The organism is Candidatus Lariskella endosymbiont of Epinotia ramella (assembly GCF_964019805.1).
Lineage (GTDB): Bacteria > Pseudomonadota > Alphaproteobacteria > Rickettsiales > Midichloriaceae > Lariskella.
In genome coordinates, this window is the sequence record NZ_OZ026472.1 from 153,135 (window position 1) to 173,232 (window position 20,098).

The window sequence follows — 20,098 nt, forward strand, 5'->3', positions numbered from 1 at the left end:
CATACAATAACATCATGACGCCTGGTATATTAAAAATATATTGCATCGCTCTGATATGATATTAGACTAAGAAATGCAATATATTAATTAATCATGCATTGGGGGAAGGGATGAGGGAGAATAATAATACATACCGCGCAAAATTTATAGAGTATTTTAATGCTTTTGAAGAGGAGATTAAAGAAAAATCTAATGCCGCTATTGCAAACTTGGAAGATACCAAGAAATTGCTAGAAAATGCGCCTAACAAAGAGCATGCAACAAAGTACATCGAGAAAATTGATGAATGTATACGAACTATTACACCAAATTTATACAACCGACAAAATAAGATGTATACAAAGTTTGACTCTCCTGCATTGAATGTCCAATATACTCCCGGCGAAGATATTATGTATTACTTAAGGGATAATGTTCCTGGTATTGAGCATTTGATGCGAAACTTATCAGAAGAGTTTTCGACATTTCAAACCAAGCATTCTCAAGCTGAGCTCAAGAATCTTGAGGAGATCGCTAAATCTGTCAAGAGTTATGAGCAGTCACTTGTTAATGTACAAAAAGCATTTGAAAAGTTTATTGACTATGCTGCTACTGGAAAAGAACTAGACCAGAAAAAGGCACAAGGTATGTTAAATAAAATTAAAGAAGCATGTCAGTTTTTTCTAAGGGATTTTGATAAATTTATCGCTGCTATTCAAGACTTCTTTGACAAAGTGCAGGAAAAAGTTTTTGGCGTACCAAGAGCGCGTTTGGAGGAGGAACATAAAAATCTTGATGTTAAGAATAATTTTGTAGCAGATGAGGTAATAAGTGAAGGTAAAGCTAAGTATACAGCGCAAGTCAAACAAAAAGCAGATGGGCATGTTAAGAATGAGGAGGAGCGGAAAGCAAGTAATAGTACACAAATTCAGAGAGGTTAGAATGCATAGCATCAGTTTACTAATTTTGTAAATAAAGGCAGAAGTTAAAAGATACAGCTTATATTGAAACTGCTCGCGAAATTTTTATTGTTATTCATTTGCGGCCTCATGATTTAATTGAATCGCAGCAATATTGTTTTATTGCATCGCGGTATATTAAAAATATATTGCATCGCTCTGATATGATATTAGACTAAGAAATGCAATATATTAATTAATCATGCATTGGGGGAAGGTATGAAGGGTAATAATATGGAATATAGCCAGAAAATTATGAAATATATCAACTTGTTTCATGAGGAGATCACGAAAAAATCTGATGCTGCCGTTAAAGAGCTGCAAGATATCAAGGAAGTATTAGAGAAGATGCATATAACAAATGATAGAGATCAAGATGATGCAAGGAGAGCATACATTCAGGCAGTTGATCAATAGACCTCTTGCATAACCTATTTAAAGCTCAAAGTTATAGATACCAGCAAGTAAATTAAACCTTAAACCGAATCGTTTTCTTCTGTTCCTATAACGATCAGCGATAATTTTAAATCGTTTGATCATGCCTATGACGTTTTCATTTAAAACACGTTCACTAGACAATTGACGATTTTTCTTTTTATCTTTCCTGCTTAGTGGTCGCTTTTTTGTCTTTTTCTTTGGTAACTCTGAATTATAATGCAACTTATCAATGCCTTGATAACCAGTATCTGTAAGAACTTTAATCTCAGGGTGGATGTGAACTCCGGATTCTTTAAATAACCTGAAATCATGACGCTTGCCATTAGAAAAATTAGTGCAAATGATTTCTTTTTTCCTTTTATCCACAATAAGCTGAGTTTTTAGAGTATGTCGCCTCTTTTTTCCCGAATAAAAGTGCTTCTGTTTTTTTTAGGTCGTTCTATCGGTGTTTCAGTAGCATCAATTAACACAAGTTCGTATTCAGAATCGCTTTTTAGTAATGCTTTACGTCCAGGTAGTGAAAATCGTTTATCTTTAATTAGAGTATCTTCAATCCAACGTATATTACGATAACAGGCACTTTCACTTATTCCATAACTGCGGGAAATATGAAAATATGTCCTGTATTCACGCAAGTACTCAAGCGTCATGAGTAATCGATCTTCTAAAGCCAATTTATTGGGTTTTCCACCTTGAGACTTTAAAATAGCTTCAGCTTCTTTTAATATACTTAGTATAACTTCAAACGTTCCTCGTTTAATGCCAGTAAGCCTGCGAAACTCTTCTGCGTATTCATCTTTGATGTTTTCAAACTTCATGTTATCCTTGATAAAATCAAGGATTTTAATCAATTTATATGGTTATGCAAGAGGTCTAATATATGAGGATACTCACTTATATTCCACTTCATGTGCAGACAAAGCATTTGCTTGCGAATACCGAAAATAATTTGAAACAGAAGATAGCTCCTGATATTCAGAGTTTTATTACAGGAAGCTTAGAAAAGTTCAGCGAGTTTGATAAAACGTATTACAAAGATGAGCATATGAGTTTTAAGCAAGTCTCTCTATGTGTTGATAGATTGAATCATGCATTACTAAAATTAGACAAGGTGTTTGACCAACTCATCGCAGATATTGCTGGAGAAGAAAAAGACCCACAAAAAGCCCAAAATGCTTTGAGTAAGATAAAAGAAGCATGTCAGTTTGTTCTAAGAGATTTTGATAAATTTATCACTGCTATTCAAGACTTCTTTGATAAAGTGCAGGAAAAAGTTTTTGGTATACCGAGAGGAGTCTTTATCAAAGATTGTGTAAATTATAGTAGAGCCTATATTTGGAATTAATAAAGAATATAGGTAATTAGAATGAAGACAGAAAAGAATAAGAAAATAAATGAAGCGATAGATTTACTGATAGAAGGAGGAGCGGATTTAAAGACAGTACTGAAGCAGGATGGATTGATTAAGGAATTAACGAAGAGTATTTTGGAGAGAGCCTTGCAGGCAGAAATGTCTGAACACTTAGGTTATAACAAATATGATAGGTCTGAAACTGAGAATTGCAGGAATGGTCATTATAATAAGAATTTGATTACTGAGAATGGCAGTATCGAGTTAAATATTCCGCGAGATAGAGAAGGTAAATTTGCACCTGTAATTGTCTCCAAGAATCAAACAAGAATAGATGGTTTGGGTCTTTCTCATTGATTGTGTAAATTTTTTAGAGCCATTAAAATCTCCCATCAAATTTGATTATAAAATGAGCCATAGCTTCATTCCAGTTAGAGATAGGCATGGTCCATTTTTTGGTAATATAATCAATCGTTAGGTATAAAACCTTGAATACCGAATCATCATTTGGGAAAACACGCTTATTTCTTGTAACTTTTCTCAACTGACTATTCAGCGATTCTATAGCATTTGTAGTGTAAATTATCTTACGGATACTCTCTGGATATTGCAGAAATATTACAAGATTCTCCCAATTATTATACCAGGATTTTGCTATATGTGGATATCGTTTACTCCATTTCTTATCAAAAGATTCTAGGGCAAGATGCGCTTCATCTTCAGTAGCAGAGCTATAAATAAGCTTTAAATCTGATGCCAATAATTTTCTGTCTTTATATGATACATACTTCAGGCTATTTCTAATTTGATGTACTATACAAAGCTGATGCTCAGTTTTGGGATAACTTGCGCATATAGCTTCAGACATACCAGTCAGGTTATCACTACAGGCAATTAATATATCTTTTAATCCTCGATTCTTCAATTCAGTAAAATTACTAAGCCAGAATTTAGATCCTTCATTCTCACTTATCCATAATCCTAAAATATCTTTCCGGCCCTGTAAATCTATACCCAGCGCAACATATACTGATTTATTAATTATCTGTTTATCTTGCCTTACCTTAACTATTAAACAATCAAAATATACTATAGGATATAATGGTTCAAGAGGTCTACTCTGCCAAATTCTAACCTCATCAATTATATCATCTGTAACCCTACTAATTAAACTCTCACTAACTTCTGCACCATATAATTCATGTAATTGAATCTTGATATCAGACAAACTCATCCCCTTGGCATACAGAGATATTATCTTTTGATCTAAACCATCTATTCTTGTTTGATTCTTGGATACAATTACAGGTGCAAATTTACCTTCTCTATCTCGCGGAATATTTAACTCGATACTACCATTCTCAGTAATCAAATGCTTATTATAATTGCCATTCCTGCAATTCTCAGTTTCAGACCTATCATATTTGTTATAACCTAAATGTTCAGACATCTCTGCCTGCAAGGCTCTCTCCAAAATACTCTTCGTTAATTCCTTAATCAATCCATCCTGCTTCAGTACTGTCTTTAAATCCGCTCCTCCTTCTATCAGTAAGTCTATCGCTTCATTTATTTTCTTATTCTTTTCTGTCTTCATTCTAATTACCTATATTCTTTATTAATTCCAAATATAGGCTCTACTATAATTTACACAATCTTTGATAAAGACTCTTCAACGCTTGCTTCAGCTTCTTGCATTAAATTAGTTTTGCAATGTGAAGAGAGTGGGAAATTTGCTGTTTGTCCATTGCAACTAGGTAAACCTACTTCGTTTTTCATGTCTATATTCTCTTTTTTAGTGTTATGTTGAGTTGAAAATTCTTTTTGTACAGAATTACTTGTAATTTTATCGCTTTTTCTATGATCATCGCTGTATTGTTGCTTAAACTCTTCTGCATCTTTAACGCTGCTAGCTGAATCGCTATTTGTTTCGTTATCGTTATCGTAGCATTGCTCTCTCCGGCTCTCTTGAAGAATGCCACCATTATAGCTAAACATATACTTCTCTAAATTTTATTTATTAATACTACTATTGGCTGCTCTATAATTCTATAGATTGATAATACAAACATTGCCCTGGTAATAGACTTACTACACATCTAATTTTAAATTAAACGAAGCGCATGCTATATTTTGCTGCAAAAATTGCCAATTAAATCAAAATTCGCCGCCAGCTTTTTTGCCAGGCATCGCCATCCACTCTTTTTATCGATTTATCTGATAAATACTGAGAGCTTTAGCCTTAAGTTTGTGGAGAAATCTTTTTAATAAGCAAAAATCGCGATCCCAATGCGAAATTGTAAAGTGAATTATAATACTAAATGCATTAATATTCAAATGATAGAATATGAAGAATACAGAGGAAGCAGTATAAAATCACCATTTTATTGCATAAATATTAACAATATGAATAATCTTCAGAAAAACAAGCGCTAAATTTTTTGTAATTTCTTATTGCGCTGTTAACAAGATAATATGCCCGCAGCATCATAAACATAAATTTTATTTGAATGATAAGCTAAATGATATAGCTAAGGCAGCATAAAAAAGTTATGCTAAACTTTGTCTTTTTGATAAATTTGAAGTCAGCTTTTCGCATGAAATAGCAGTCATAGCAAAAGAAGTTGAAGAGGCTATAATTGTAAGCTCTGATGTTAGATTTTAAACTTCAAGCTACGCAGTCCATCGGCCAAAATAACCTATAACTCCCTAAAATCTATCACGCAGCAATCAGGATAGACTAATGAATTAACTTATAAATAAACTAAGCAGTTTATCTCTATACATAGGCTTTTTCATTATAACCTCGTGAAGTAAATGTTTGCACATGAAGTGATTAATAATTGTAAAACCTTGCAATATTTCTTCGCGTTTAATCTGTTCTGTTTGATATAAAAAAAATTGCGGTAGTCTAAACAACTTTGATTCATATGGACCTGCGCATTCAGCTGAGACAGCGCATCCAGATTTTGGTGAGATAAATTTTAAGTTGTGATTTTTCCCACTGACTACGCATTTTGTAAGATCTAATCCAAAACCGCTTTCTTTTAATATTGCAAGTTCGAACAATAAATACTCCGCAGCAATAAGATTTAAAGAATCTACCTCAGAGCTTATTTTATATGCAATAACTTTACGGAAAAATCTTTCTGTGGTTTCAAAAGTAACACCTTGCGCATCTCCTTCTTGCAAGAAGGAATCAAGCAGCTGTATTACGCTATTTATAATCAACATTTTATGGTAGGAACTTGCAACTAGCGCAAAAGTATGCAAAACAGGTTCAAAATTATAGTACCCCAAACTTCCAAGCTTTCCAGACCATCTTGCTTGTACAATATTGCAAGGAGCAAGAGTGCATGAAAGTTTGTTGGGTCTATAAAGGCCTTTAACAACCCCATTTTGGTTAAGAAAACACTTTACAATAAACCTTGACTCTTGAAAATGAGTCATTCTTAAAATAATCCCTTTATCTTCTATTATCATTCAGATAGAATTCCTTTTGCGTGAGATGATAGTACTTGATTAAAAATGACATCCAGAGACTAACACCTAGTTTATCTTCATTAAAATCAAAATGCCGTCAAGGTGACTATTAATTCTCTATTATAAAATTTTGGTGCTTGTCTTTTTCTCTGCTTTTTGTTAGCGGCTCTGCTTGCAATATCAGATATGCATTAAACAGAAAAATAACGAGCCGCAAAACATGATATGCTGACGTAACATTGCTATATTATCATGCGCTTCGCTGGTTATTGAACTGTGGTTATTATAGCAGTATAACTTCAGTATTACAAAATGTAATAAGATGATAGGTGATGCGTTACAAAACAAGAGATAATTATATGATCATCATCGTGTGTTACACCTAATAAGTTGGTCATTTATACTGCTTTGTACTGTATTGTTTTATAAAAAGTAAGCAATGTAGTGATACAATCTGCGTACTGTGTTGATTTAAAATTCTGTGTAATCGATAAATTCTTAAAACATCTTAATTTCTTGCAGACTATATGAACAATGTATGCATTGTAAATTTATAACATGATGTCACATCACAGATGCGCTGCTTGATACTAATAATAATTAAAAGAGAAGATAAATAAAATGAATAACGGATTTATCAGAGTAAGGGGCGCAAGAGAGCATAATCTAAAAAATATTAATGTAGATATTCCAAAGGAAAAGTTAGTAGTAATAACTGGATTAAGCGGTTCTGGAAAGTCCTCTCTAGCTTTTGATACTATATATGCAGAGGGAAGACGAAGATATGTTGAGAGTTTATCTGCATATGCAAGGCAATTCTTGGAAGCACAAGCAAAACCAGATGTAGAATCTATTACAGGTCTTTCTCCTGCAATTGCAATTGATCAAAAGACTACCTCTAGAAATCCGAGATCAACTGTTGCAACAGCGACAGAAATATATGATTACCTTAGAGTTTTGTATGCAAGAATAGGGGTCCCATATTCACCAGCAACTGGACTGCCTATCGAAAGACAAACTGTTACTCAAATGGTTGATGATATCCTTTCTTTGCCTATGGGTACAAAACTATATGTAATGTCTCCTATAATTAAAGGGCAAAAGGGAGAGCATAGGAAAGAACTTCTAATTTTGCGGAAGCAAGGTTACGAAAAAGTAAAGATAGATGGTCTCTTTTACGATCTTGATGATCTACCAATGCTTGATAAGAATAAGAAGCATGATATTGCGGCTGTTGTAGATAGGATAGTTTTAGAGGAAAATCTTGGTAATAGACTAGCAGATAGTGTTGAGACTGCCCTAAAACTCAGCGATGGAATCTTATTCATTGAGATAATTTCAATTCCTGAAGAAAGTGTAGATCCAGAAAATGGTAATCAGTATAAGCCGGAGGATGTTCTTGTATATTCTGAGAAATTTGCTTGCTATATATCAGGATTTACGCTTACTGAAATAGAACCAAGAATTTTCTCATTCAATAGCCCTTATGGAGCATGTCCTAAGTGCAGTGGGCTTGGTACAGAAGTGTATTTTGATGCGGATTTGATAGTTCCAAATCATAGTATTGGCCTAAAAGATGGTGCAATTTTGCCATGGAGTAAAGCTGCTTGTTCTGTTGTATCGCAGTTAAAATTTTATGATCAAACTATTGCTGCACTTGCTAAGCACTACAACTTTAGTTTGTTAGCGCCGTTTGCTTCTTTACCTGAAAAAATACAAAATATAATATTATACGGTTCTGGCAATGAAGAAATCACGTTTTCATATGATGATGGTTTAAGACGTTCTAATGTTAAGGGGCGATTTGAAGGTGTGATTCCATATCTTGAGAGAAAGCTACAGAAAACAGAAAGTAATGGTGTGATAGAAGAGCTCTCAAATTATCAAAGTGCGAAGAGTTGTCAGGCTTGTTTAGGATATGGACTAAAACAAGAATCGCTATGTGTAAAAATTGCAGAGAAACATATAGGAGAAGTCTGTGCAATGACAGTACTTGAGGCGATAGATTGGATCGATGGCCTTGAGTCAAAACTAAGCAACACACATAAACAAATTGGTGAGAGATTGCTGAAGGAAATAAAGAAACGCATATGTTTTTTAAAAGATGTTGGTCTTGATTATCTGACTTTAAACAGAAAATCTACCACTCTTTCTGGCGGAGAAAGTCAGCGGATAAGGCTTGCCTCACAAATAGGTTCTGGTCTGAGTGGAGTGTTATATGTGCTTGACGAACCTTCAATAGGTTTACACCAGTGTGATAACATGAGACTTCTGACCACACTCAAGAATTTAAGGGATCTTGGTAATACTGTGATCGTAGTAGAACATGACATGGATACTATGGTTGAAGCTGACTACTTAATTGATGTTGGGCCTGGTGCTGGAGTGCATGGAGGCAACATAATATCACAAGGAACCCCTGCAGAAGTGACCAAAGATTCGAGTAGCATTACTGGAAAATATCTTGCAAAAGAGCTAAATATAGATGTTCCAAAAGAAAGAAGGCAGACAGACCCAAACAAGAAAATCGAAATTATTGGAGCAAGATCAAACAACTTAAAGAATATTTCTGCTCACTTCCCGATTGGCAGCTTTATATCAGTTACAGGTGTATCTGGTAGTGGAAAATCTAGCTTTGTGATTAATACGCTTTATAAAGCTGCTATAAAGAAATTACATAACACCAAGGTTGTGCCTGGTCAGCATGATAAAATACTTGGTCTTGAATATATAGATAAGATAATACAAATTGATCAATCTCCAATAGGCAGAACACCAAGGTCAAATCCTGCGACTTATACTAGTGCGTTTACGCATATAAGAGATTGGTTTACAGGGCTTCCAGAATCCAAGGCAAGAGGGTATAGCCCTGGTAGATTTTCCTTTAACGTAAAAGGTGGAAGATGTGAAGCATGTGAGGGAGATGGAGTAATCAAGATAGAGATGCATTTTTTACCTGATATATATGTACAGTGCGAAGAATGTAAAGGGGCTCGTTATAATCGAGAGACATTAGAAGTCAAGTATAAGGGGCATTCTATAGCAGATGTTTTGACGCTCACTATTGATGATGCAGCTGCGTTTTTTGAAAATATTCCATTAATTTATGAGAAATTAACGGCACTTCAGGAAGTTGGTTTGGGTTATATGCGTCTTGGACAATCAGCCACAACACTTTCTGGTGGAGAAGCTCAGCGTGTGAAGCTTGCTAAAGAGTTATCAAAAAAATCTACAGGTAGAACTCTTTACATATTAGATGAGCCAACAACTGGATTGCATATACATGACATTAAAAAACTGCTGGCTGTTTTGCATAAGCTAGTTGATGGTGACAATACTGTTACTGTAATTGAGCATAATCTAGATGTGATCAAGACTTCAGATTATATTATCGATATAGGGCCTTATGGTGGGAATAAAGGTGGCACTATTGTTGCAACTGGAACTCCTGAGGATATTGCAAGAAATCCAAACAGTATTACAGGTCAATACCTAAAGCCATATTTGCCGTGTCTATAGGTGTACCACAGGTAAAATGAAGAGTTGGGTGTTTGGAATTATGCCATATGCAATCTAACTTCGTATATATGCAAGTTAAATATTAAAAAGCTAATCGGCAGCTTGTTGTAGAGTTTATAAGTGATGTAGTCCATCCACAAAATTGATATACGCAAACAAATAAATTTTTGTGGAGAAGTGAAATGTGCAAAAATTAGCCCTTAGATCGGCCATGTGCTAATTTTTGGATATATTAATTTGTCCTGTGCCGCGCAAACACTATTTTCACAAAATCTATAAGATTTTTGCGCTGACTTATAACATTTTATTATAACATTTCCTTACGGATTTAAAGCGCTATTTTGGCGCTCCAAGCACTATTTCATGCCTGCTTAGAGACTTTTGGCGCGCGTCTATGGATTTAACTTTAGCCTTAAAATTAGCTCAAATGAGTCTCAATAGGATTTAAATCTGGCGAATAAGGAGGTAAGAAAAGTAGATGCAACCGGCATTTTCTATGATCAATTTTTGATGGATATACTTCATGTTATAATAAAAGTTATAAATATGCAGATTGTCATATAAAGCAAAAAATGCTGTATACAATATACACCATTTTGTGATGGGTCTATTAAGTGCATAGATGTGTCTTTTTTCAAGAAAAGCTTCCATGAAATTGTAACCAATCCCAATATGAGGATCATGATAATAATGCTTGTAAGCAGCAATATGCAGAGTGATAATAGAAACATATTTTGTGCTATTAGTACTAGCATTGAAGATATACAGATGGAAGTAGATGCAAGTAATCTAAATGTAGTAGTTTGTAACGCTACGTGCCAATCTTTTTTGCTCACTGCTTGTTCGATTAAGAGTCCATATTGTCTATAAAATATTGTATTATAAACTTGCATTATGGAGCTGACTACTATTTCTGCCGCTACTATTATGAACATAATATATGCCATATTTTCTCCATAAAATGACCTGATACTAAAGCTTGCCACCAGAGAAGTGCAGAAAATTTGTGAGGTATGATAAATAAACGCTGCAATGTTGCCATTGTATAGTTGATTTGTGATTTGTGATCCATATCTTCCAGAGCTATTTATTGCCCTTCTGATTAATAGAGATGATAGACCAAGCACAGAATATGATACTAGATTGATGAGTTCTCCCAGCGGAGACTCTTGTGCTTCACGTGATATTACTCCAGAAACTAAAAGAAAAGATACTGTGATGATACAAATCACAGAGTATACGTACATGTTATATTGTTCTGCTTTAAGGCGCGGCAAATCTATGTCGAACAATATATTTGAGCTTTTGAGGAATAAAACTATTAGAGAAATAACATAGAAAAGCTCAAGGCATATTATAAATATATCGTATTGTGTAATAGATAAAAAATCTTGTAAATTTCCCATTGTGTTTACTAATTTAGAGATATAGTGCAAAAATTAGGCGCATATTATATATAGAATTTGTAATTATTACAGCTCAAATTTGATATGCTTCTAATTTTACAATGCTTCACATTTTATTGATAAATCTTTGAATTTATACTGTTATCAAGATGTGAATACATTTCAAAACTCTTTTTATGACTGCCTTTTTCTTCAGCTCTAGTTTAAAAATCCTCATATATGCAACGCTTGGATTCTGAAGTTGATATAAAGCAATATATATACTCGTTATATTTCACAAATTGATGCATCTTAAAGACTGCTCGTTATGTATTGATTATACGCATGCTATCTTAGTTCTTGCTATCTCTTTTTGAAATATGGCACCGCTGGCAGGGCCATAGCTTCGTATCAAAATACGAAAATACCAACTCTTTATTTCCCTGCAGTATAACTTATCATATTTTTCAAAATGGGTGCCTTTAAAATGCTCCTTATGTATTTTGTTTCAACATTGCTGGCAAAGTCATTGTGAAAGTATTTTTGGCCTGATTTTTAAGTATTGCTTCGTTAATTTCTTCGTAAATATGTGAAAATATTTGATACAGAAATTAACTTACGCTCTAAAAAAACTATGCCATCAAAATCCTCGCGCGTGCACTTTGCAAGTAGTAGCATAAATAACCAATCATAATTTATCGTACGAAAAGTTATTTAATGATACAAACATTATCTTTAAAAAATTTCAATTTTAAAAATAAACATCAAATTATGATGACGGTAAAATCAATAATCAATCATACACTGCATTCATGAAGTAGTCTCACAGTTTTTTGTTTTGCTTCTGATAGAATTCGATTTTAGCTGTCCACAAGCTGCCATAATATCTTGTCCTCTATTCTTTCGTATTGGTGATGGGTATCCATTATCTTCGAGAATTTTTGCAAATTTCCTGATTTGTGTATTGGAAGAAGTACGAAATTCAGTTCCAGGCCATGGATTAAATGGTATTAGATTTACTTTGGCCGGGAGGGAAGCAAGCAATTTCACCAACTCTTTTGCTTCCTCAATGCTATCATTGATGCCGTCTAGCATCACATATTCAAAAGTGATGCGTTTATTTCCGGTAATTGCAGAGTACTCGCGGCAGGCTTCTATCAGTTCTTGAATTTTATACTTCTTATTTATAGGAACTAACTTATCACGGAGTGAATCGCGCGTGGCGTGCAGAGAGACTGCAAGATTTATTCCCAGTTCCTCGGCGCAACGTACTATTTGAGGTATTATTCCAGATGTTGATAATGTAATGCGATTTTTAGATATATTTAGGCCATTTTTATGCATCATATTTTTGACTGCGATTGATACATTTTCATAGTTTAAGAGCGGTTCTCCCATACCCATAAGTACGATATTTGTTATGCGTTTCTGAAACTGTTGTTTGTTCTTTAATATATGTTGTTCAGTTGTGTTATTTTTTTCTTGTTCTAAGAATTTTTTAGCTAGCATGACTTGCCCTATAATCTCCCCAGCCTTGAGGTTTCGCACAAGTTTTTGTGTTCCTGTATGGCAGAACTTGCATGTAAGTGTACATCCTACCTGTGATGAAATGCAAAGAGTTCCTCTTTCTATTTCTGGAATGAAAACTGTTTCTATAGTATTGTCGTCTTGCATTTTTAGTAGCCACTTTACTACTTCATCTTGTGCTGTTTGTTGCGTTGCGATTTGAGGATATTGTATCTCGCATTGCTCATCTATTGTGAGACGTAATTCACGTGGCAAGTTGGACATATTATCAAAATGTTCAACTCCCTTGCGATACACCCAGTCCCAAATTTGCATTGTTCGGAAAGGTTCTTGTTGCATATCGAGTAGTAGATCCTTTGCTCTATTAAATTCTAGGTCTAAGAAATTAGCTTTATTCATTTGTTATCTTATCATAAGTTAGTTATCTGCCTGCGCCATAACTCTAAGAAGTGCAGGATTAATGTTGGTTGTAAACGATTATAATGCGCTGAAAGTCCAACAGAAAAAGTGGCAAAATTGCCAAAAACCTCATGGATTTTGTTAGGTGCTGTCTTAAATCAGGGCATGCGCACGGATTTGAAAGGCATGATTTTTTAGATGGCCAGTTAATTTCTGAATCAAATACTTATATATTTGCGAAGAAATTAATAAAGTAATACTTAGAAATCAGGCTAAAAAGGTCTCTGCAAGTGGCTTTGCTCGTAGTATATAAGTAGTATTTGCTAAGTACAGGACAAATTTATATATCCTAAAATTAGCGCATGGCAGTTCTAAAAGCTAATTTTTGTATATTTAACTTTACGCAAAAATTGCTGTGCGCAAGCAAATAAATTTTTGACGTGCAGACTAGTTACTTCCCTCTTCCAAAGCTGATTACGCTTGGCATTTTTGATGACCCCAGTATTGGTGGCGGTGTTATACTACTTGCGATATTTGCCAAACTCATAGAATTTGCCATACCTTGAAAAGCAAGGAAAAATCTATCCATAAAGTCAAAAGCGATAGATGAAGTTTTTTTTGGTATCCTTTCGAGTGAGAGATCCATATCGTTGAATATAGTGGCTCCATTGGATGCACCTATTGATGCTCCGTTTGATATGCCACGTGACATAGATGAAGCGAAAGAGCCCATTGCGCCATCAAAATCCATATACACATTCTCCCTAAATATTGTTTAATAATCAAAACAGAGTCTGCATTTTGGCAGCTCTATACTTAAGCAAGCTTCATTGTAACACAAAATTAAAAATTAGTTGCTGCTGGTTGCTTGTAGAGCTTTCTATTATGTCAGAATGCGTATTTCACAAGTGTTATGATGCAGCACTAAAATAGCTGTATAATTTAGATTTTACAGTATAGCTCTGCAATAATCGATAAATATAACTCTTTTTTAAAATCTATTATGCTATCTATTAATAAGTCCTGAGTGACCCATTGCCAACTCTTGAATTCTTGATTTGCTGTATCAACTTTAATGTCAGAGTCATTAGCTAAGAAACGCATTAGAAACCATTTTTGAATTTGTCCTATATACATTCCATCCCAGAGTTCATTAATCATTTCCTTTGGTAGATCATACTTAAGCCATTGTTTGCTTTCCGCTATCAGTTCGACACTTTCTTTTGGTACCATGACTTCTTCATATAGTTCTCGAAATGCGGCTTGTAGAGGTGCTTCTCCTTCATGCATGCCGCCTTGTGGCATTTGCCATGCTGGGATTTCACAATCTATACGTTGTCCCGCAAGTATTAGACCATTTTTATTAACAAGCATTATTCCTACGCCTTTTCTATAGCTAGAATTTGTTGCCGCCATTTTTTATCTCCTACACATATAAAAATGAATAAAATAATTTAATTTCAATTCATAATGCGTTTGTTTATAAATAACAAACATGAGTTTTTACGCAAGTTTTAGTTAAGTTTATGGCAAAATAATGCTTAAAATGTATACATAAAAAGCATTATTTCTCTTTCTTTAGATTTGGCTTTGCGGTGTTGAATACTAGATTAGTGTATACAAAAAAGGCAATGAAGCGGCATACTCGTCATATTTTTTGAAATCAGCGTCTTACAAAAAGCTTCTTATGTATTTTTGTATATGCCTTTGTTAACCAAGCCACTTGCGTAGACCTTTTTGGCCTGATTTTTAAGTATTACTTCGTTAATTTCTTTGTAAATAATGTACTCTAAAAATTTAGCTCTTAAAAATCTTTGTTTAGTGCGCTTATGCATGCAGTGCGATACGTGCACTTCCATTCTGGCTTGCTCTTTTTTAAGTTTAACTTCGTTTATCAGCAGTACATGAGTCTTGCGAAGCAGCAACTTTCTACTGCATATATGTTTTAGATCGAAGGCCTATTAAACATGTTCATTATGCTTACGTAAAAACGTTAAGGATTTTGACAGAATGCTAAGTAATAAGCAACACATATATGTGAGGCATTATTTCTCCTTGAGTGGTATATAGGTTTTGCGCTCATAAGAGTGGTATTTTGTGTAATAGAGTGGTGGATATTTGACGCAAATGCAGCTTGTCAAGCATATTTGATTTGTCAGTAGAATAAAAAAATGTAAAATGAGTGTTGACTATTTGTGTGTAATCCTCTATAACCTGTTTCTGTTGATGACTTGTTGTCTTTGAAATTGTGAATGTAAACCAAATGAAAAAATAATGATAACCGTATCAATAAAGCTGAATTACAAATTTAGTTCTGTAAGCAATAAAAGCAGTCAGTAAGCTTTAAATATGAGAAGAGCATTTGATGGATGCCTTGGTGGTAGGAGGCGATGAAGGACGTAACAGGCTGCGATAAGCTGTGGGGAGGTGCCAATAACCTTTGATCCGCAGATTTCCGAATGGGGAAACCCGCCGAGTTTACTCGGCATTCTAAGATGAATCAATAGTCTTAGAAAGCAAACCTAGGGAACTGAAATATCTAAGTACCTAGAGGAAAAGAAATCAAACGAGACTCCGTTAGTAGTGACGAGCGAACGCGGACTAGGCCAATGTTCTTGCTGTAATAATTAGAATCTCTTGGAAAAGAGAGCCATAGTAGGTGATAGCCCTGTATAAGTAAAAAGCAGTAAGGAATTTGAGTAAGGCGAGGCACGTGAAACCTTGTCTGAATATGGGGGGACCACCCTCCAAGCCTAAGTACTCCCTACCGACCGATAGTGAACAAGTACCGTGAGGGAAAGGTGAAAAGAACCCCGATTAGGGGAGTGAAATAGAATCTGAAATCAAATGCTTACAAGCAGTCGGAGCAGTCCAGTCCATTTATGGATTGGTGCTGTGACGGCGTACCTCTTGTATAATGGGTCAGCGAGTTAGTGTATCTGGCAAGGTTAAGCCGTTAGGTGTAGCCGTAGCGAAAGCGAGTCTGAATAGGGCGCTTAGTCAGATGCATTAGACCCGAAACCGGGTGATCTAGCCATGAGCAGGCTGAAGTTAAGGTAAGACTTAATGGAGGGCCGAACTCGTCACTGTTGCAAAAGTGTGAGATGACTTGTGGCTAGGGGTGAAAGGCCAATCAAACTCGGAAATAGCTGGTTCTCCGCGAAATCTATTTAGGTAGAGCGTTGTTTGGTTACCGTCGGGGGTAGAGCACTGGATAGGCTAGGGGGGCCCAAAGCCTTACCAAACCTAACTAAACTCCGAATACCGACGAGTATAAAACAGCAGGCAGACTGTGGGTGCTAAGATCCATAGTCGAAAGGGAAAGAGCCCAGACCGCCGTCTAAGGTCCCCAAGTTATAGTTAAGTGTGAAAGGATGTGGGAACGCCAAAACAACTAGGAAGTTGGCTTAGAAGCAGCCATCTTTTAAAGAAAGCGTAATAGCTCACTAGTCTAATAGCGATCTTGCGCCGAAAATGTATCGGGGCTTAAACTATATACCGAAGACGCGGGTTCATGTGTGTAACAACATATGAGCGGTAGCGGAGCGTTGTGTAAGTCTGTGAAGGTGTGTCGTAAGGCATGCTGGAGATATCACAAGTGAGAATGCTGACATAAGTAGCGTAAAGGGATGTGAGAAACATCCCCGCCGAAAGTCCAAGGTTTCCTACGTAAAGTTAATCTGCGTAGGGTTAGCCGGCTCCTAAGACGAGGCTGAAAGGCGTAGTCGATGGGAATCACGTTAATATTCGTGAGCCTGCCAGTAGTGACGAAAGTAAAGAATTGTGTGAAGTTAATGGATTCTGAGCGCAGTTTTAGCTTTCCAGGAAATAGCTCTGGCATATAGACCGTACCCCAAACCGACACTGGTGGACAGGTAGAGTATACCAAGGCGTGGAGTGAATGATATTGAAGGAACTAGACAAATTGCACCTGTAACTTCGGGAAAAGGGTGGCCTCACTTAGGCAACTAAGATGAGGTGGCACAAACTAGGGGGTGGCGACTGTTTATCAAAAACACAGGGCTCTGCAAACTCGTAAAGAGGAAGTATAGGGTCTGACGCCTGCCCGGTGCTGGAAGGTTAAGGTGAGGAGTGCAAGCTCTGATCTGAAGCCCCAGTAAACGGCGGCCGTAACTATGACGGTCCTAAGGTAGCGAAATTCCTTGTCGGGTAAGTTCCGACCTGCATGAATGGCGTAACGACTTCCCCATTGTCTCCAATATTACCTCAGCGAAATTGAATTCTCCGTGAAGATGCGGAGTGCCCGCGGTTAGACGGAAAGACCCCGTGAACCTTTACTATAGCTTTGCATTGGTGTTAGGAATTAAATGTGTAGGATAGGTGGGAGACTATGAAGCAGAGGCGCCAGCTTTTGTGGAGTCATCCTTGAAATACCACCCTTTTAATTTTTGACATCTAACCACGACCTGTGAATCCAGGTCTGAGACAGTGCATGGTGGGTAGTTTGACTGGGGCGGTCGCCTCCCAAAGAGTAACGGAGGCGTGCGAAGGTAAGCTCAGGCTGGTCGGAAATCAGCTGTAAGAGTGCAATGGCATAAGCTTGCCTGACTGCGAGACTGACAAGTCGAGCAGAGACGAAAGTCGGTCATAGTGATCTGGTGGTCCCGCGTGGAAGGGCCATCACTCAACGAATAAAAGGTACTCCGGGGATAACAGGCTGATGAGCTCCAAGAGCCCATATCGACGAGCTCGTTTGGCACCTCGATGTCGACTCATCACATCCTGGGGCTGTAGAAGGTCCCAAGGGTTCGGCTGTTCGCCGATTAAAGTGGTACGTGAGTTGGGTTCAGAACGTCGTGAGACAGTTCGGTCCCTATCTGCCGTGGGTGTAAGGAAAATTGAGAAGATCTGACTTTAGTACGAGAGGACCGAGTTGGACATACCACTGGTGTACCAGTTGTTCCGCCAGGAGCAGCGCTGGGTAGCTATGTATGGAAGGGATAACCGCTGAATGCATCTAAGCGGGAAACCCACTTCAAAACTAGTTTTCCCAATTAGTGCCGTGAAAGACTATCACGTTGATAGGCTGGGTGTGTAAGCAGAGCAATCTGTGTAGCTAACCAGTACTAATAGCACGATTGATTTAATGTTTAATGACTGTTTGTTGCATGCAGTACTAAATTTGTAGCTTTTGCTATTTTTTTGTTGTGCTCTGATTATTCTTATTAGAGCATTTTGGTTTGCTTCACATTTTAAAGCCCTGTTCTTGTGGCTTGGTGGTTATAGAAGAGATGAAACACCTGATCCCATTCCGAACTCAGAAGTGAAAAGCTCTATCGCCGATGGTATTATGTCTTAAGACATGAGAGAGTAGGATGTTGCCAAGCTCTGAGAGCAGGGCTTATTTATTATGAAGCATCTGATACTCTCTATTCTTTCCATTAAGCTTTTTAAAAAATATCATAAATTTAACTTTATATCACAAATAATCTCAACTCGATATAATGGTAATTTTTCTATTTGCATAGAATACTTCTATTGCGATAGGATATGATAAGTCAAGAAAGTTGAATGTATTATATATTTGAAAGCAGAATCTGCAGTGTAATAGAGACATAGGAATGGTGGATTAAAGAGCTAGTACGCGCGCCAAAAGTCTCAGAAGCTGTATCAAATGGTGTTTATGGCATTGCTAACTAAAGATAGATGTCAGCAAGTTTTTATTAAAAAGCATTAAGATTGAATTGAAGATCATATCCATAGCCTTGCTGTCACCTTTGGTTTTACGACGAAACCTGGTTAAATAGCGCAATATTAATGAGTTGAATGATTCCACTAAAGACGTTTATGCCTTAGTAGAATAGTGCTTTTTAGCAATCTTTTAGCAATCATAAATTTTTTATAAACATCATAATGGTCACTGCATGATATCTCTATCTTGTAGCTAATTTGTAATCGCATAGCCATTGGAAGATAGGATGCAAAATCCCTGGTATGCTCACTTCAAAATCAACAACTTTATTTCTCTCCATATCAACAGCAAGCCATATGTAGACTTTGTTAGTTTGTCCATCCGGTAAAAGTATGCATTATAGCTTTTGAAATACCTTGGTACAACTGTGTATTGTTTATTATATGTTTTGTTGCTCAGCTGACGGTATCTGTGTCAATTTGCTGTGATTTTTTATGGCAGAATGAGAAAAATGTCTGCAAGGCGTGCAAAATGCTGTGTTTTAAGCATGTATCCTCTATTGCCACTTTGTGGCATTTGATTTTTATCTGCTTAAATTAAGGTGATTAGCCAGATATAGTAAATTAAGTTGAAGTTTACGCATATATATAGATGTGTGTTACACTCAAAGGAAAATGCCATCCTCATACAGCGAAGATTTTCGGAAAAAGTAATAACATATGTATGCTTTGGTTCAATTCTTTAATACGTAAACCTCAACTTAATTTACCATAGTGTGCGTCCTATAGCATTCAGATTCATACCTATGGCTGATATAAATGGGTTTATTATGTCTCATATTATCCCTCGCAGATAATTACGTCCAAGGCGACCAAAATGCTTCAAATCTCCGATTATAGGCTCAATTGCACTTCTTCGCTTCATCATCTTTTTATCAGAAAAACAATGCTCAAACTTGCCGAGAAATTTAAGCTTTCCTATGACAGTCTCAATTAAAGCTCTTTTTAGCAACATCACCTTATCTATCATTGGCATTCATATATTTTTCATGCCTTTTTTCACCATTGTGATAAGCTGAATACCTTGAGAATACAGATCTTCAAATAATTCTTTTGATACATATCCATGATCTCAAAACATTTTCCCAAAAAGACCTGTAATCATCTGCCTTAAAGCCTTTCTATCATCTTGATTTCCACTACTAAAAGATACTTTTATCAAATTACCTCATGGATCTATTACCAAATGAAGCTTCAAACCAAAAAACCAACCTTTAGTAGTGTGACTTCGGTTTGCTGATTCATTAAAAACTTTATGAGAATAAATCCTATAATTTTTGCAGACTCTAATGCTGGTTGAGTCTACAAAAGAAATACCTGTGCAATCCTTTAATAAATGCAAGCAGTAA

General features: G+C 36.1%; 16 protein-coding genes, 2 rRNA genes and 1 pseudogene. 8 read left to right on the forward strand and 11 right to left on the reverse strand.

Annotation, left to right across the window (positions count from 1 at the left end; all coding sequences use genetic code 11):
* The first annotated feature begins 110 nt into the window (after positions 1–110).
* Both AACL20_RS00635 and AACL20_RS00640 read left to right on the forward strand, forming a co-directional pair.
* Positions 111–920 carry a hypothetical protein gene (locus AACL20_RS00635; RefSeq protein WP_339052242.1) on the forward strand — a complete coding sequence of 270 codons (810 nt, stop codon included), beginning with the start codon at positions 111–113 and terminating at the stop codon, positions 918–920.
* A gap of 237 nt (positions 921–1,157) precedes the next feature.
* Complete coding sequence (locus AACL20_RS00640) at positions 1,158–1,355, forward strand: hypothetical protein (protein WP_339052243.1); 198 nt, start codon at positions 1,158–1,160, stop codon at positions 1,353–1,355.
* Positions 1,356–1,373: 18 nt separating this feature from the next.
* On the opposite strand, the gene AACL20_RS00645 is transcribed toward AACL20_RS00640, so the two are convergent.
* A protein-coding gene (locus tag AACL20_RS00645; protein WP_339051669.1) for an IS5 family transposase occupies positions 1,374–2,194 on the reverse strand; the annotation gives its coding sequence in 2 pieces (ribosomal slippage) (positions 1,374–1,807 and positions 1,807–2,194; 822 coding nt in all).
* On the opposite strand from AACL20_RS00645, the gene AACL20_RS00650 reads away from it, so the two are divergent.
* The 3 genes from AACL20_RS00650 to AACL20_RS00660 are packed head-to-tail and all read left to right on the forward strand — an operon-like array spanning position 2,193 to position 3,084.
* Positions 2,193–2,324, forward strand: coding sequence for a hypothetical protein (locus AACL20_RS00650; RefSeq protein WP_339052244.1), 132 nt, complete (start codon positions 2,193–2,195; stop codon positions 2,322–2,324). The two genes, AACL20_RS00645 and AACL20_RS00650, sit on opposite strands and share 2 nt — an antisense overlap.
* Before the next feature lies 1 nt (position 2,325).
* Positions 2,326–2,721, forward strand: coding sequence for a hypothetical protein (locus AACL20_RS00655; protein WP_339052245.1), 396 nt, complete (start codon positions 2,326–2,328; stop codon positions 2,719–2,721).
* Between the two features lie 21 nt (positions 2,722–2,742).
* Entirely contained in the window at positions 2,743–3,084 is a 342-nt protein-coding gene (locus AACL20_RS00660) for a transposase (protein WP_339052246.1), read from the forward strand.
* A 22-nt stretch (positions 3,085–3,106) separates the two neighbouring features.
* Here AACL20_RS00660 and AACL20_RS00665 read toward each other — a convergent pair whose 3' ends face one another.
* The 3 genes from AACL20_RS00665 to recO all read right to left on the reverse strand — a co-directional run bounded on the left by AACL20_RS00665 (position 3,107) and on the right by recO (position 6,207).
* Complete coding sequence (locus AACL20_RS00665; protein WP_339051699.1) at positions 3,107–4,321, reverse strand: IS256 family transposase; 1,215 nt, start codon at positions 4,319–4,321, stop codon at positions 3,107–3,109.
* Between the two features lie 50 nt (positions 4,322–4,371).
* Complete coding sequence (locus tag AACL20_RS00670; RefSeq protein ID WP_339052247.1) at positions 4,372–4,722, reverse strand: hypothetical protein; 351 nt, start codon at positions 4,720–4,722, stop codon at positions 4,372–4,374.
* Positions 4,723–5,472: 750 nt separating this feature from the next.
* Entirely contained in the window at positions 5,473–6,207 is a 735-nt protein-coding gene (gene recO / locus AACL20_RS00675; protein WP_339052248.1) for a DNA repair protein RecO, read from the reverse strand.
* A gap of 621 nt (positions 6,208–6,828) precedes the next feature.
* Between recO and uvrA the strand changes: the two genes are divergently transcribed.
* The gene (gene uvrA, locus AACL20_RS00680; RefSeq protein WP_339052249.1) at positions 6,829–9,726 is read left to right on the forward strand and encodes an excinuclease ABC subunit UvrA; all 2,898 of its coding nucleotides are present in this window, start codon (positions 6,829–6,831) and stop codon (positions 9,724–9,726) included.
* A 418-nt stretch (positions 9,727–10,144) separates the two neighbouring features.
* Here the strand turns inward: uvrA and AACL20_RS06845 are convergent, their stop codons facing one another.
* From AACL20_RS06845 to AACL20_RS00700, 5 genes are all read right to left on the reverse strand, one after another.
* A complete protein-coding gene (locus tag AACL20_RS06845) occupies positions 10,145–10,231 on the reverse strand; it encodes a transposase (protein ID WP_410519924.1) in 87 nt (28 codons plus the stop codon).
* 16 nt (positions 10,232–10,247) lie between these two features.
* Positions 10,248–10,958, reverse strand: a complete 711-nt coding sequence (locus AACL20_RS00685) for a hypothetical protein (protein WP_339052250.1) — start codon at positions 10,956–10,958, stop codon at positions 10,248–10,250.
* Positions 10,959–11,921: 963 nt separating this feature from the next.
* Positions 11,922–13,037 carry a 23S rRNA (adenine(2503)-C(2))-methyltransferase RlmN gene (gene rlmN / locus AACL20_RS00690; RefSeq protein ID WP_339052251.1) on the reverse strand — a complete coding sequence of 372 codons (1,116 nt, stop codon included), beginning with the start codon at positions 13,035–13,037 and terminating at the stop codon, positions 11,922–11,924.
* A 451-nt stretch (positions 13,038–13,488) separates the two neighbouring features.
* On the reverse strand, positions 13,489–13,788 hold the full coding sequence (locus AACL20_RS00695) for a hypothetical protein (protein WP_339040903.1): 300 nt from the start codon (positions 13,786–13,788) through the stop codon (positions 13,489–13,491).
* Positions 13,789–13,979: 191 nt separating this feature from the next.
* On the reverse strand, positions 13,980–14,453 hold the full coding sequence (locus AACL20_RS00700; RefSeq protein WP_339052252.1) for an RNA pyrophosphohydrolase: 474 nt from the start codon (positions 14,451–14,453) through the stop codon (positions 13,980–13,982).
* Positions 14,454–15,378: 925 nt separating this feature from the next.
* Here AACL20_RS00700 and AACL20_RS00705 point away from each other — a divergent pair.
* Positions 15,379–18,149, forward strand: a 23S ribosomal RNA gene (locus tag AACL20_RS00705).
* 121 nt (positions 18,150–18,270) lie between these two features.
* Positions 18,271–18,385: ribosomal RNA gene (rrf, locus tag AACL20_RS00710) — 5S ribosomal RNA — on the forward strand.
* Between the two features lie 1,139 nt (positions 18,386–19,524).
* On the opposite strand, the gene AACL20_RS00715 is transcribed toward rrf, so the two are convergent.
* Both AACL20_RS00715 and AACL20_RS06850 read right to left on the reverse strand, forming a co-directional pair.
* Positions 19,525–19,719, reverse strand: coding sequence for a hypothetical protein (locus AACL20_RS00715; RefSeq protein WP_339052253.1), 195 nt, complete (start codon positions 19,717–19,719; stop codon positions 19,525–19,527).
* Between the two features lie 6 nt (positions 19,720–19,725).
* Positions 19,726–20,091 (reverse strand): annotated as a pseudogene (locus AACL20_RS06850) (transposase).
* Between the last annotated feature and the right edge of the window lie 7 nt (positions 20,092–20,098).